A 12034-nucleotide genomic window follows, 5' to 3' on the forward strand; every position below is an offset into this window, starting at 1 on the left:
GACATGGACGAGACCGACAACCAGGTTCAGGGGAGCGCCGCCGACGAGCAGGAGAAGGAGCTCCAGGCGAAGCTCGACAAGAAGCGTGCGGAGCTCGCGACGCTCCAGGCTGGCCGCGAGAAGGCGCGGCGCCGGGCGGAGATCGAGGAGGAGATCGCCGTGACCGAGCGCAAGTGCCGCGAGGAAGCGGCGCTGTCCGCGGCCGAGGCGAAGTACGGGCCGCTCGGCACGCGATGGGCCGCCATGGAGACGCTCGGCGGGGTCGTCATCCTGACGAGGGGTGATGGGATCAAGGTCCGCATCTGGGCCGACAAGCACGGTGCGAATCCGTCGGTGCAGGCGTGCCGGGAGCTCGTGCGCCCGAACGTCCAGTATCCGGCCATCGAGGAGTTCGACGAGATGGTCAAGGAGATGCCGATGGTGCTGGTGGCCGCGGCGGGCAAGCTCCTCGAGCTCTCCGGCGTCGGAGCGAAGGAGCTCGGGGGAAAATAGACGAGCTCGTGGAGCGGGCGAGGGGGAACGACGGGCTTAGCGCCGAGCTCGTTCGTTGCCTGTGCCAGGAGCGCGGACGCACCGAGGCGGAGTTCGTGAGGGGCGCGGCGGGCGCGGTGGTGATCCTGAGGGAGCTCCGCCGCATCGAGGCAGCGGTCAAGTCGCTGCGTGGGTGAGACATGGCCGGAGACCAAGAAGCCAGGTTCGCGATCGACCTCGACGCCAAGGGGGCGGACAAGGCGCGTGATCTGGCGCAGGCGCTCTCCGGCCTGCGCGACAAGATGAAGGCCGACCAGTCCGCGGTCGGTGAGCTGCAGGCCGCCCTGAAGCGCCTGCAGGTCGGCGGCAGCGCCAACACGGAGGTCTTCAAGAAGCTGCGGGACCAGCTCGCGGCCAAGAAGGCCTCGCTCGGCGCCGCCCAGGAGCAGTACGTCAAGCTGGGCGGGACGTTCGGGCCGGTCGCCAGCGGGGCGAAGGCGGCGTCGGCGGGCATCGACGACGTGCTCGGCGCCGCGCAGGGGGCCGGGGGGCCCATCGGAGGCCTCGCGGGGCGCTTCAGCCAGCTCAAGGGCCTCATCGGCAAGGCGGGCGCCGCCGGCGCCGCCTTGGTCCTCGCGGCGGCCCTCCTGGCCGTCGTGGCGGGCGCCGTGGTCGCCACGGCCGCCCTCGCCGCCTACGCGCTCCAGGCGGCCAGCGCGGCCCGGGAGGCGCGCCTGCTCTTCGATGCGGTGAGCGCGGGCGCCGGCGCCGACCAGCGCCTCGGCGTCCAGGTGGAGCTGCTCGCCGCGCGCGTGAACCTGGCGCGGTCGCAGCTCAACGAGATGGGGCTCACCCTCGGCCGGACCAGGCTCCAGGGGCGCGCGCTCGAGGCGGCCTTCTCGGCCGTCGCGACGACGACCGCGGTCATGGGGCAGGCGGCGGGGAGCACGCTGCAGAGCATCGCGACCGAGGCGGCGCGCACGCGCGTGTTCGTGCTCAACGCGTTCTCGCTCGACGGAACCGGCCTCAAGATCAAGGACGTCGCCGCGGAGCTCGCGAAGCGCACGAAGGTCTCGATGCAGACCGCCGTGGCCGCGATCCACAACGGCCGGGTCAAGGTGGCCGACGGGCTCGCCGCCCTCGACGCCGCGGTCCAGGCGAAGTTCGGGAAGCTCGCCGCCGCGCAGATGCTGGGCTTCGACGTCCAGGTGATGCGCTTGAAGGAGAACCTCAGCGCGCTCTTCAAGGACGTGAACGTCGACGCCGCCCTCGAGGGGCTGCGCGGTGTGCTGCGGCTCTTCGACCAGAGCACCGTCACCGGTCAGCAGCTCAAGTTCATCGCGGAGACGCTGCTCAACCCGCTCTTCGAGTCGGTGCGCGCTGCGTCGCCCTACGTGCAGGGCTTCTTCAAGGGCATGGTCATCGCCGCGCTGCTCGTCGCCATCACGGTGCAGCGCCTCAAGAAGGCCTGGGACGACGCGTTCGGCGGCGGCACCAAGTCCAAGATCGACGGCGTGAAGGTCGGCGTCTACGCCGGGATCGCCGCGGTCGCCCTGCTCGTCGCTGGCCTCCTCGCGCTCGGGCTGACCATGGCCATCCTGGCCACGCCGCTGATCGCCCCGTTCGTGCTGCTCGCGGCGGTGGTGCTCGCGGCAGCGCTCCCGTTCGCTGTGGCGGCCCTTGCCGTCTACGGGCTGTATCTGGCCGTCGTAGCGGCCTACGACGCCATCTCCGGGATCGACTTCGGCGCGCTCGGGACGCGGCTCGTGGACGGCCTCGTGAACGGCATCACCGGCGGCGTCGCGCGCCTCGTGGCCGCGGTGAAGGGCCTGGGGTCCTCGGCGCTGTCCGCGCTCGAGAGCGTCTGGAAGATCGCCTCTCCGTCGAAGGTCGGTTTCGAGAAGGGCGACTTCTTCGGCCAGGGCGTCGAGCTCGGCGTCGAGCACAGCACCGCGGGCGTCGAGGCCGCATCGCGCGGGCTCGCCGGTGCGGCCACCGAGAGCCTCGGCGGCATGCAGGGCGGCGGGCGCGCGGCGGCCGGCGGCCGCGGCGGTCCGATGCTCCACGTCGAGCACCTCGAGATCAACGGCGTGAAGGACGCCGACGAGCTCACCGGTCGGTCGTTCCTCGTGCGGCTCGTCGGCGCGCTCCAGGACGCCGCCACGTCCGGCGGGATCCCCCTCGAACCGGAGACCGCATGATCAACCCCCTGCGCGACTCCGATCCGTGGGTGACGATCGTGCTCGCCGGGCGCCGCAATCCCGGCCTCGCCGAGGTGGTCGGCGCCGGCAGCCCGAGGGACTGGGACGTGCGGAAGGGATATGGCCTCTCCGGCGCGTTCGTCGTCTACACGGGCGACAACCTCGCCAAGTTCAGCGTGCGCATCCGCCTGTTCGAGGACGAGCACTTCGACGCGTGGGATAGCTGGGCGCAGCTCCTCGCCAAGCCGCCGCGAGGCGTGCGGCCGAAGGCGCTCGACATCTACCATCCCGCCCTCGAGGACCTCCAGATCCGCTCGGTCGTCGTCGAGGACCGCACCCAGCTCGCCCCGGAGGACGAGACGGGGATGTGGGTGAGCGAGATCAAGTTCCTCCAGTTCCGCGCGCCGATCCCGATGCTCGGCAAGCCGGAAGGCAGCACGGCGGCGCTCAAGGACCCGACCGCCGAGGACCAGTACGACAAGTCGATTCTGTACCTGAAGGAGCAGTTTCAGAACCCGACGGACAGCCTGGGTACCGTCTTTAGCCGGGCGCTCGGAGGCTGATGGCTCTCTTCGCGACCATCAACGGCGACCGCGTCCTGACGGCGAGCCTTCATGTCCCGTTCAGCGGTGTCTGGTCCGCCGACGTCGAGCTCGACCAGGCCAAGACGCTCGCCGGCGCCGCCGTCGTGAAGCTCGGCGGGCTCGAGCTCCGCGGGGTCGTCGACCCGGCGCGCTCCGGGGCGTTCCAGGGGCGCGCGCGCGTGCGCGTGGTCGCCGGCGCCGGCGGGTGGTTCAAGCGCTGCAAGCCGCGACCGTTCCACCACGCGGGCGGCGGCCTCACCCTGCGGAGCGCCGTCGCGGCGCTCGCGGCCGACGTCGGCGAGACGTTCGACCCGACGGGCCTGACCGGGCGGCTCGGCACCCACTTCGCCCGGGAGGCCGCGCCGGCGTCGCGGGTGCTCGAGCAGCTCCTCGGGTCGACGCCCTGGTGGGTCGACTTCTCGGGCATCACACGCGCGGGCCAGCGCCCCGAAGTGGAAGCGGCCGATGGCGCCTACCAGGTGCTCGACTTCGACGAGCGGAGGAAGGTCGCCGAGCTCGCGCTGGACGACCCGGCGCAGGTGGTGATCGGGACCGTGTTGAGGGACCGGCTCGATCGGGCTCTCGTCGTCCGCGAGCTGCACTTCGAGATGTCGAGCGGGGCGCTCCGCGCGAGCGCCTTTGGGAGGGAGCTGTCTTGAGAGGTGACAGCGTGCTGGAGACGCTCAGGGCGATCGTGCGGGAGCTCTTCCCGAAGTACGATTTCCTGGGCCGCTATCGCTACCGCGTGATCCAGATGGACGGCGACTTGGCCGTCCTCCAGGCGGTGCGCAAGGACGCGGGCCTGCCCGATCTCCCGTCGGTGCCCGTGGCGGCCGGCATGGCCGGGCTCGTCGCCGAACTCGCCCCGAGCGCCATCGTGCTCGTCGAGTTCATCGAGGGCGACCCGCGGTATCCGATCATCACCGGCTTCTCGCGCGACGGGGGGGCGACGTTCTACCCCCTGACGCTCACCATCGAGGCGCAGACGCAGATCCGCCTCGGTGCGTCGGCGGCCCAGGGCGTCGCGCGCCAGGGAGACACGGTGACGGTGCTCCTCCCGCCGGCCACGTTCACAGGGACCATCGGCGGCTCCCCTGCGGCCGGCATGGTCGTGTGGAGCCCCGGGCAGACCACCGGCACGATCACGACCTCCAGCGCGAAGGTGGTGTCCGAGTGATCACGGACCTCGGCTCGCTCACCCTCGGCGCCGTGGTCCCAGCCGCCGGCGCGGCGGCCGCGGCCACCGTCGCGGCCTGCGACGTGGCGGCGCCGGACGTCTCGGGCCAGCTCACGGCGCTCGCGACGTTCGCGCCGTCCGCGTCGCTCGGGCTGGCGGCACAGCTCGAGCTTGCCCAGTCGATCGTGGCGAACATCCTGGCCTCGATCGCCCTCGGCATCGAGCCTCCGAGCCTGGCCGTACAGGCGAGCGCCGCGGCCGCGGTGATCTCCACCCTCGAGGCGAAGCTCGCCACCGTCGAGGCCCAGCTCGAGCTCGCCGTCGAGCTCCAGGCCCTGCTCGGCACCGCCGGCGTGCGCCTCCTGCGGTTCGCGGGGCCGCAGAACACCCTCGGCGGGGAGCTCTCGTCGGCCCTCGGCAGCGCCACGACGAGCGCCAACGCGCTCGTCCTGCTCACGACCAGCGGCGTGGCGTGGAGCGCCATGCAGGGGGTGTTCAAGACCTCATGAGCCTCCTCGAGGACATCCTCGGCGGCGTGATCGCGTCGTATGGCGCGCCCGCGGAGCCCGCCGCCGGAGTCGAGGGCTACGGCGTCGACCTCGCTTGCGGCGAGGACCTCCACGAGGACATGCGCCTCGCCAGCCCGAGGCTCGCGCTCGCGCAGGCGGCGTACCGGCGGCTCACGACGCCCCGCGGGGCCGTGATCGACGCGCCGGACTACGGGTTCGACGTCCGGTCCCTGCTCTCGCGCGGCATGACGCCCGCCGAGCTCGCGGCCGTCCCCGGCCTGGTGCGCTCGGAGCTCCGGAAGGACGAGCGTTTCGAGGGCGTCGAGGTGCGCGCGCGGATGCTCGACAGCGCGACGCTCGAGCTCGTCGTCCGGTGCCGGACGGCCGAGGGCCCGTTCGAGCTGACCATGAACGTCACGGCTGCCGCGGCCGTGCTCGCGGGAGTGCGCTGATGCTGCCGATCGACCAGCTCATCAAGCCCCTGAGTCGAGACCAGGTGAAGGACTCGATCTATCGGCTTCTCTCGGCCAGCGGGCTGCCCGTGACGACGTGGCACGAGGGCGCGGTGGCGAGAACGATCGTCGCGGTCATCGCGGCCATCTTCGCTGGGTTCACCGAGGTGATCGCGCTCGCGATCCGCGCGAACTTCCTCGACCTGGCCGAGGGGCTCTGGCTCACGCTCCTCGCCTACTACGTCTACGCCGTCGAGCGCATCGAGGCCACGTTCGCGACCGGCCAGGTCACGCTCGTGAACACCGCTGGTGGCGTGTACGAGTTCGAGCCGGGGGAGTTCTTCGCCCGCAACCCGACGACGGACGCCCATTACACGAACGTCGAGTACTTCGAGCTCCTGGCGGGGCAGACGATCACCATCGACATCCGCGCCGTCGTGGCCGGCAAGGGCGGAAGCTCGTCGGCGGGCGCGATCAACGCGCTCGTGACGACGATGACCGGGGTCACGTGCTCGAACGCCACGGCGCTCGCAGCGCGCGACGCGGAGTCGGACCCGGCGCTGCGCCAGCGGTGTCGTGACGCGCTCGGCTCGCGGTCGCCGAACGGCCCTGAGGCGGCGTATCTCTACGTGGCCAAGTCGGCGAGGCGCGCCGACGGCTCCGCGGTCGACGTCAACCGCGTCTGGATCAGCAAGTCGAGCTCGACAGGGCATGTGCTGGTCTACGTGGCGAGCCCGAGCGGAGAGGTGTCTGGGACCGTCGGAGACCTCAACACCGACCTCGGCGCGGTCAACGACGCTATCCAGAGGACGGTTGTGCCGCTCGGCGTCACGTGCACCGTCGCGAGCGCGGTGGCGACGTACGTCACGCTCACCGGGACGGCCTGGGTGCTCGCGGCGGCGAACCTGAGCAACGCCGAGTGGCAGGCCAAGTTCGAGACCCAGGTGGCGGCGTATCTGCAGGAGGTCCCGATCGGCGGCCACGTCCTCACCTCCGCGCCGGGGTACGTCTACCGAAACGCGCTCATCGGGCAGGTGGAAAGCGTGTCCAGTCAGGTGATCAAGTTCGACCCGCTCCTGCCGGCCACCGATTTGGCCATGGCGGAGGGCGAGGTGCCCGTCGCCGCCGGGACGACGATCGCCGTGGAGCAGGTGGGGTGATGGCGCTACAGGCAGTTTCCAACGATGTAGGTGCCATCGCGGTATTGGACCAGGCACCTCCAACCCGGGGCGCAGTAGCCGGGCTCGCGAGAGGGGCATCTGACGTACGCCCCGTCGGGCCGCTGCCAGGCGACCTGGAACGCGCTCCCCACGAAGCCGAAGCAGTCCTGGTAGGTGCCCTGATCGGTCGAGCAGCGCACCGGAATGTAGTCGACACAGGCGCTGTCCTGGCACAGCCCGGCGGAGCAGGGGGTGCCGGTTGCGAGCAGCTCGTGGGCCGGGCCAGACGGGCCGCACGTGTCGGCGGTGCACTCGAGCCCGTCGTCGGCGACATCATCGGGCGCGCTCACGGTCTCCTCGCCGCCGCGGCCGTCGCAGCGGCGCTCGAGGCAGTCCCCGCGCGTCTGCTCGGCGAGCGGCGTGCCGGCGGGCGCGTGCTTGGTCCAGCAGGAGCCAGCCGGGCAGGTGCGTCTGGAGCAAGCCGTGTCCTCTCCGGGGCAGTCGGCCGGTCGGACGCACTCCTGGGTGGCCCCGCCATCCCCGGCCGCGCCGCCATCCCCGGGCACTCCACCGGCCCCGCCGTCGCCGCCTGCTCCACCGCCGCCGCTGGCGGAGCTGCTCGCGCTGCCGCCAGCGCTCGAGGAGCTGCTCGCCGCCGTGGCATCGAGGGCCGGCCCTGGCCCGCTCCAGAACGGCGGGCCGACCTCCGGACCGCACCCGACGAGCACGACCATCACCGCCCCCACAACGATGCGCATGGCCGAGGAGGCTACGCCGCGCCCGCCGGGCGTCAACCGGAGGTGCGATGGCTAACCTGAGCTTCCGCGAGAGCGTGCGGCGCTATGTTCCGCCCTGGCTCTCCGACCGCGGGGAGCGGGGCAGCGTCGGCTTCAGGTTCCTGTACGGGATCGCCTCGGTCCTCGACGCCGGCGCCGAGGTCCTCGTCCAGGGCCTCCAGGCGCGGTTCCCAGGGCTCGGATCTCCAACTGCGCTCCCGTACATCGGGCGTGATCGGCGCATCCCCCGCGGCCCGCAGCAGACCGACGCCGCGTACGCCGCAGAGCTCCTGCGCTGGCTTGAGTACTGGCGGGGCGCCGGGAATGCGTACACCCTCGCGCTCGCGCTGCAGACGTTCCTGTTCCCGGGCGCGCCGCAGGTGCGGCTCGTCACCCGCTCAGGGCTGTGGTGGACGCTCGACCCCTCGGGGGAGCTTTCGTGGCACCGGGCGGACCCGAACAACTGGGACTGGGACTCGAACACTGACCCTGAGGCCGCGGGGAACTGGTCCGACTTCTGGATCATCGTTTACGCGCCGAGCTTCGGCGACGCTGGGAACTGGAGCCCGAGCGACGGCCAGGCCTGGGGCCCGGACCTGGCCTTCGGCGTCGACGCGACGACGGGCACGATCGACTCAATCAAGCGGCTCGTACAGCAGTGGAAGGGCGCGCACACGCGGTGCGTCTGCCTCATCGTCGCGTACGACGCGAGCAGCTTCGACCCCGCGGCCGCGCCCGGCGCGGTGGGGATGCCCGATGGGAACTGGGGCCGATGGTCGAAGGATGATGGCAGCGGGGGACGTGTGAAGTCCAGGCGCGACGACGCGCGGTACGTGGAGGTTTGACCCGTGGCGCAATACTCTGGCAATGACACGTTCCCCGCATCGGCCGAGCTGGTCAACGACGGGACGGTGCGCGACGCGGCGAGCGTCAACGTCCTCGTCGAGGCGGCGCTCGACCGGGCTGTCTACCTCCGCAACGTCGGCTTCCGTCGGCTGTCGACGTGGATCATCGACGACGACGGCGCGGCCGGTGTCTGGTTTTTCACCTCGGCGGCTCCGACGTATGCGCCGACCATCACCAACCCGACCACGGACTGGCTGGCGACCGTCAACAACACTCGCGTGGGGGACATTCTGCAGATTGACGTGGTGGCGGATGCCAGTGTCGGGGCGGCCACGACCGCGCAGTTCCGCGTGGGTGTCACCGATAACTTCGGATCTGGCACCGAAGCCCACGCGCCGGGGTTCGCCTCCGTCGCCACCTCAACCAACCGCACGATGACCATCAGCACGTATCACACCGTAACCGCGGCCGGGACGTCGCGCGTGAGGCTGCTCGCGCGCAGGTACGGCTCGGGCTCGGTCGAACTCAGAGAAGGCGGCTCAATCAGGGTTGTCCTGCTGCGGCCGTCTGGGAGCACTGCATGACCAAGTTTCTCAACTGGATTGACGTCGTGTTCTTTGGCTACCGCCGCATCTACGCCGCCGGCGTCGAGATGCCCGAGCGCCCGGCCGCCAACATCTACGGCGTGGGCGTCACCGTCACCGACGACGTGGCGAACAACCGCACGAACGTCGCGATCTCGGCCGGCTCGTTCGACTCGCTGAGCCCCTTGGTGAACGCTTCCTCTGGCACGTACCAGGCGAAGGCTCGCGAGCTCGTGCGGGTCGACACGACCGCGGGCCCCTGCACCATCGCGCTCCCGTCCGCGGTCGACCACCCGCTTGCGGAGGTGTTCGTCAAGGTGGTGGGGGACGGGGACAGCATGGTCACGGTGTCGGCGCCCTCGGGCCAGACGATCGACGGGGCGAACAACAGTCACGCCGAGGGGCATCTGGTGAGCCTTCGCGTGGTGAGCGACGGCAGCAATTGGCTCGTGGTCAGCGAGAACAACCCGGGGTGATGGTGGGCTGAGGCGCGATGGTGGGGCCTGCTGGACGGGGGCAGATAGGGAGAGCAGATGAGTAATCAGAGCGTGTACAACGACGGCGCGATCGCCGCTGGGGCCATCTCGGAGCAGTTCGCGGACGTCAATTCGCTCGTGCCGGGGCGCGTCGATCAGGTCCCGTGGCAGCTCTCGGCGCCGACCATGGCGCCCAGCTTCCGCGCGATCTTCGCGAACAACGGGACGACGGGGCCGCGGCGCTGGGTCTGGGTCAACCACGACGGCTACGCCCCCGCAGGCGGCTACGTGGAGCGGCCCTTCACCGTTCCGTCCGAGGTCACGGAGCTCAGAGTCGAGCTCGACGATGTGCACCTCGCCGACGGGGTATCGTCGTCCCCTCGCTTCGAGTTGCAGCTCTGGGACGAGACGGGCATCACGCTGCTCCAGACGACGTCCGTCACGCCGACGAGCACGCGCACGGACATCGTCTGCCCCACGCTCACCGTCACCCCTGGGGAGGAGTACCGGGTCCGGCTCGTGGTCAACGTCGCCGGCCAGTCGAGCTTCGTCTGTGGCCGCCTGCGGGTCCGGCCGGTCACGACGAGCAAGGGCTTCTGGCGCAACTTCGTGAGGATCGACGCCGATCACTCGCTGATCCTGGACAGCCTCGAGTCCGGGTGGACCAACCCCCGATACGCGTCGCAGAGCCCGTTCTGTCATATCGACCTGGTGACGAGCGCCGACGAGATCGTGGTGGAGTGCCTCGACAACGTCGGTGATTTGATCGCCGATCGCGGCCGGCTCTCCGTCGTCGTGAACGGCGACCCGGTGGACCCGCCGCTCGACACGACGATCGGCGGGATCGCCCATTGCGCCGTCAAGCTCCCCAGCTCGACCGGGATGCAAGCCGTGACGATCTACGCGGGTCCGCAGGCGATCACCGGGCTGCCGGCCCCCGCGACCGAGAACAGGGGCACGTTCCTGTGCGCCGTGTACGTACCCCGCTACGCGCGCGTCGAGGCGCTCCCCGAGCGCCCCAGCGCGAGCAGCGAGACCATCGTGCTGTACGGCGACTCGAAGACCGCGGGATTCTACAGCGCATCGCCCGGCCGGGACTCGATCGTGTTCCACCTGCGCCGCGCGGGACACCGCGTCATCAGCCACGCCGCCGGCGGGGATGCGCTCTCTCGAAGCACGGGAACGACTCTGGCCGCCGCGTCTTGCACCAAGCTGGCCGGGAAGCTCGTGCGCGAGAACCCGACGCAGGTCATCCTGGCCATCGGCCGCAACGATGCCAAAGGGGGGAGCTTCAGCAGCATCGCCGACCTCCTGACGCAGCTCGGGAACACGGCGGACGAGATTCACCGTCTCGCGCCCAACTGCCAGGTGGTCTTCCTGACGCCGACGCACGAGACGTCAGGCAACGAGGAGGCCGCCCTCGACACCCTGCGGGCTGGGATGCGGACGCTCCCGGCCACCCGCTCGCCCTGGTGCTCGACGCTCGACGCCGCGGCATTGTGGAGCGTCGCCGAGGCCGCGGCCTACAACAGCGACGGCGTGCACCCGAACGACCAGGGTCAGGCGCGCGTGGCGCGGCTGATCCTCGGGCGCGCATTCCCGTGGTCGCCGCTCCAGGCGAGCTCGCTCGCGGCGTGGTTCGAGGGCGGCATCAACCTTGTCGGTGGCGCCGCGGGAACCGTCGATGCGCAGGGCAACACCCCTCCGACCGTCAGTCGTCTACACGATCGACATGGCAGTCGCGCAGTGGAACGACAAGAGCGGCAAGGGCGTGATTCCGAGCATCGCCCAGGAGGTCGCCTCCCGACGCCCCGCGCACGCCCCGCTCGCACCGAACGCCGCTGGTCTGGTGTTTGCGGCGGGCAGCGGACAGCGCCTCTACACGAGCGGCCTGAACATCCCGCAGCCGTACAGCATCTTCGCCGTCGCGAAGTGCTCCTCGCAGGCGTCTGTCAGGGCGATCATCGGCTCCAACACGAGCGGGGCGTGCGCCGTGCTGTACGCGAACACCGCCTCGACGATGGCCGTCACGCTCGGGGGAGGCCAGATCGCCGGCACTGTCGACGCGACGGCGCTCCACGCCTACCTGCTGATCGCCAATGGGGCCTCCTCGTCACTGTGGGTCGACGGGGTTCAGGTGGCGACTGGCACCCTCGGAACGAATGCGATGACCGAGCTCTACGTCGGCGCCAGCATCGCGCCGAGCGGCGGCTTCTGGGACCAGTACATCGACGAGGTCATGGTGTTCGCCGGCGCGGTCTCGGCCGACGAGATGCTCTCGCTGTTCGCCAGGTCCCGGGTGCGCTGGAACAGCCCGTAAGGAGGTTTGCGTATGGACCAGGAGTACGTGCCTCCCCAGTCGCGCCGACCCGGTCGCGACTCCGCCGACGGCGAGCGCCGCTCGACGCCTCGCCTCGTCGGCGCGAGCGAGGGCGAGCTGCGCGCGCTCGAGCTCGCCGCGTCGGCCGCCGAAGGGGTGCGGGCGGTGCGGGAGGACCTGGCCGAGATCAAGGCCCTGCTCGGGCGGGCGCCGTCGCCTGGCCACGACGGGGCCGGCCTGGTCGGTGCGGTGTCCGAGATGCAGGCCTCGCTGGCGCGGCTCGACCCGTCCGGCGAACGTCGGCCGCCGGCCCGCGCTCGCAAGGTGGCCCTCGAAGCAGCGAGAGGGCGCGACGCGGCCGCGCACCAGCAGACGACCGAGCGCTGAGCTCAGCAGGCCGGGAACGGTGCTGGGACGACGAGCTCGAGCACGGGCCCGAGAAGCCGACGCAGCGCGCGCGAGGCGAGCACCAGATCGA

Annotated in this window: 15 protein-coding genes and 1 pseudogene; 14 read left to right on the plus strand and 2 right to left on the minus strand. The window is 71.0% G+C overall.

The features are described from left to right. Positions 1 to 3: 3 nt before the first annotated feature. From WME76_RS02300 to WME76_RS02335, 8 genes are all read left to right on the plus strand, one after another. Positions 4 to 492, plus strand: coding sequence for a hypothetical protein (locus WME76_RS02300; protein WP_437958594.1), 489 nt, complete (start codon positions 4 to 6; stop codon positions 490 to 492). 179 nt (positions 493 to 671) lie between these two features. Next, positions 672 to 2672, plus strand: coding sequence for a hypothetical protein (locus tag WME76_RS02305; protein WP_437958595.1), 2001 nt, complete (start codon positions 672 to 674; stop codon positions 2670 to 2672). Then, positions 2669 to 3235: a hypothetical protein gene (locus WME76_RS02310; protein WP_437958596.1), complete on the plus strand. Its 567-nt coding sequence runs from the start codon at positions 2669 to 2671 to the stop codon at positions 3233 to 3235. The genes WME76_RS02305 and WME76_RS02310 overlap by 4 nt, the downstream gene beginning before the upstream one ends. Then, positions 3235 to 3915 (plus strand): hypothetical protein, encoded by a 681-nt coding sequence (locus tag WME76_RS02315; protein ID WP_437958597.1) that lies wholly within the window; start codon positions 3235 to 3237, stop codon positions 3913 to 3915. Before WME76_RS02310 ends, WME76_RS02315 begins: the two co-directional genes overlap by 1 nt. Then, on the plus strand, positions 3912 to 4433 hold the full coding sequence (locus tag WME76_RS02320; RefSeq protein ID WP_437958598.1) for a hypothetical protein: 522 nt from the start codon (positions 3912 to 3914) through the stop codon (positions 4431 to 4433). Before WME76_RS02315 ends, WME76_RS02320 begins: the two co-directional genes overlap by 4 nt. Then, positions 4430 to 4942, plus strand: a complete 513-nt coding sequence (locus WME76_RS02325; RefSeq protein ID WP_437958599.1) for a hypothetical protein — start codon at positions 4430 to 4432, stop codon at positions 4940 to 4942. The genes WME76_RS02320 and WME76_RS02325 overlap by 4 nt, the downstream gene beginning before the upstream one ends. Beyond that, positions 4939 to 5394 carry a hypothetical protein gene (locus WME76_RS02330; protein ID WP_437958600.1) on the plus strand — a complete coding sequence of 152 codons (456 nt, stop codon included), beginning with the start codon at positions 4939 to 4941 and terminating at the stop codon, positions 5392 to 5394. The genes WME76_RS02325 and WME76_RS02330 overlap by 4 nt, the downstream gene beginning before the upstream one ends. After that, a complete protein-coding gene (locus WME76_RS02335; RefSeq protein WP_437958601.1) occupies positions 5394 to 6554 on the plus strand; it encodes a baseplate J/gp47 family protein in 1161 nt (386 codons plus the stop codon). Before WME76_RS02330 ends, WME76_RS02335 begins: the two co-directional genes overlap by 1 nt. Before the next feature lie 5 nt (positions 6555 to 6559). Here the strand turns inward: WME76_RS02335 and WME76_RS02340 are convergent, their stop codons facing one another. Further along, positions 6560 to 7312 (minus strand): hypothetical protein, encoded by a 753-nt coding sequence (locus tag WME76_RS02340; protein ID WP_437958602.1) that lies wholly within the window; start codon positions 7310 to 7312, stop codon positions 6560 to 6562. A gap of 47 nt (positions 7313 to 7359) precedes the next feature. Here WME76_RS02340 and WME76_RS02345 point away from each other — a divergent pair, with 47 nt between their 5' ends. The 3 genes from WME76_RS02345 to WME76_RS02355 are packed head-to-tail and all read left to right on the plus strand — an operon-like array spanning position 7360 to position 9236. Beyond that, positions 7360 to 8175, plus strand: a complete 816-nt coding sequence (locus tag WME76_RS02345) for a hypothetical protein (protein WP_437958603.1) — start codon at positions 7360 to 7362, stop codon at positions 8173 to 8175. A gap of 3 nt (positions 8176 to 8178) precedes the next feature. After that, positions 8179 to 8760: a hypothetical protein gene (locus WME76_RS02350; protein ID WP_437958604.1), complete on the plus strand. Its 582-nt coding sequence runs from the start codon at positions 8179 to 8181 to the stop codon at positions 8758 to 8760. Next, the gene (locus WME76_RS02355) at positions 8757 to 9236 is read left to right on the plus strand and encodes a hypothetical protein (protein WP_437958605.1); all 480 of its coding nucleotides are present in this window, start codon (positions 8757 to 8759) and stop codon (positions 9234 to 9236) included. Before WME76_RS02350 ends, WME76_RS02355 begins: the two co-directional genes overlap by 4 nt. A gap of 284 nt (positions 9237 to 9520) precedes the next feature. Here the strand turns inward: WME76_RS02355 and WME76_RS02360 are convergent, their stop codons facing one another. Continuing rightward, positions 9521 to 9841 (minus strand): hypothetical protein, encoded by a 321-nt coding sequence (locus tag WME76_RS02360; RefSeq protein WP_437958606.1) that lies wholly within the window; start codon positions 9839 to 9841, stop codon positions 9521 to 9523. A 277-nt stretch (positions 9842 to 10118) separates the two neighbouring features. Here WME76_RS02360 and WME76_RS02365 point away from each other — a divergent pair. The 3 genes and pseudogenes from WME76_RS02365 to WME76_RS02375 all read left to right on the plus strand — a co-directional run. Continuing rightward, positions 10119 to 10793 (plus strand): annotated as a pseudogene (locus tag WME76_RS02365) (SGNH/GDSL hydrolase family protein); the annotation flags it as partial. 175 nt (positions 10794 to 10968) lie between these two features. Beyond that, a complete protein-coding gene (locus WME76_RS02370) occupies positions 10969 to 11556 on the plus strand; it encodes a LamG-like jellyroll fold domain-containing protein (RefSeq protein WP_437958607.1) in 588 nt (195 codons plus the stop codon). A 12-nt stretch (positions 11557 to 11568) separates the two neighbouring features. Continuing rightward, a complete protein-coding gene (locus WME76_RS02375; RefSeq protein WP_437958608.1) occupies positions 11569 to 11943 on the plus strand; it encodes a hypothetical protein in 375 nt (124 codons plus the stop codon). Positions 11944 to 12034 lie beyond the last annotated feature (91 nt).

It is taken from the genome of Sorangium sp. So ce119 (assembly GCF_051524405.1).
In the GTDB taxonomy this organism is placed as follows: Bacteria; Myxococcota_A; Polyangia; order Polyangiales; family Polyangiaceae; genus Sorangium; species Sorangium cellulosum_G.

Excerpts from the sequence above, each read along its gene's own strand:
- WME76_RS02375 (WP_437958608.1), top strand. The coding sequence starts at position 11,569 with ATGGACCAGGAGTACGTGCCTCCCCAGTCGCGCCGACCCGGTCGCGAC.
- WME76_RS02345 (WP_437958603.1), top strand. The coding sequence starts at position 7,360 with ATGGCTAACCTGAGCTTCCGCGAGAGCGTGCGGCGCTATGTTCCGCCC.
- WME76_RS02300 (WP_437958594.1), top strand. The coding sequence starts at position 4 with ATGGACGAGACCGACAACCAGGTTCAGGGGAGCGCCGCCGACGAGCAG.
- WME76_RS02305 (WP_437958595.1), top strand. The coding sequence starts at position 672 with ATGGCCGGAGACCAAGAAGCCAGGTTCGCGATCGACCTCGACGCCAAG.
- WME76_RS02370 (WP_437958607.1), top strand. The coding sequence starts at position 10,969 with ATGGCAGTCGCGCAGTGGAACGACAAGAGCGGCAAGGGCGTGATTCCG.
- WME76_RS02340 (WP_437958602.1), bottom strand. The coding sequence starts at position 7,312 with ATGCGCATCGTTGTGGGGGCGGTGATGGTCGTGCTCGTCGGGTGCGGT.
- WME76_RS02310 (WP_437958596.1), top strand. The coding sequence starts at position 2,669 with ATGATCAACCCCCTGCGCGACTCCGATCCGTGGGTGACGATCGTGCTC.
- WME76_RS02335 (WP_437958601.1), top strand. The coding sequence starts at position 5,394 with ATGCTGCCGATCGACCAGCTCATCAAGCCCCTGAGTCGAGACCAGGTG.
- WME76_RS02355 (WP_437958605.1), top strand. The coding sequence starts at position 8,757 with ATGACCAAGTTTCTCAACTGGATTGACGTCGTGTTCTTTGGCTACCGC.
- WME76_RS02330 (WP_437958600.1), top strand. The coding sequence starts at position 4,939 with ATGAGCCTCCTCGAGGACATCCTCGGCGGCGTGATCGCGTCGTATGGC.
- WME76_RS02315 (WP_437958597.1), top strand. The coding sequence starts at position 3,235 with ATGGCTCTCTTCGCGACCATCAACGGCGACCGCGTCCTGACGGCGAGC.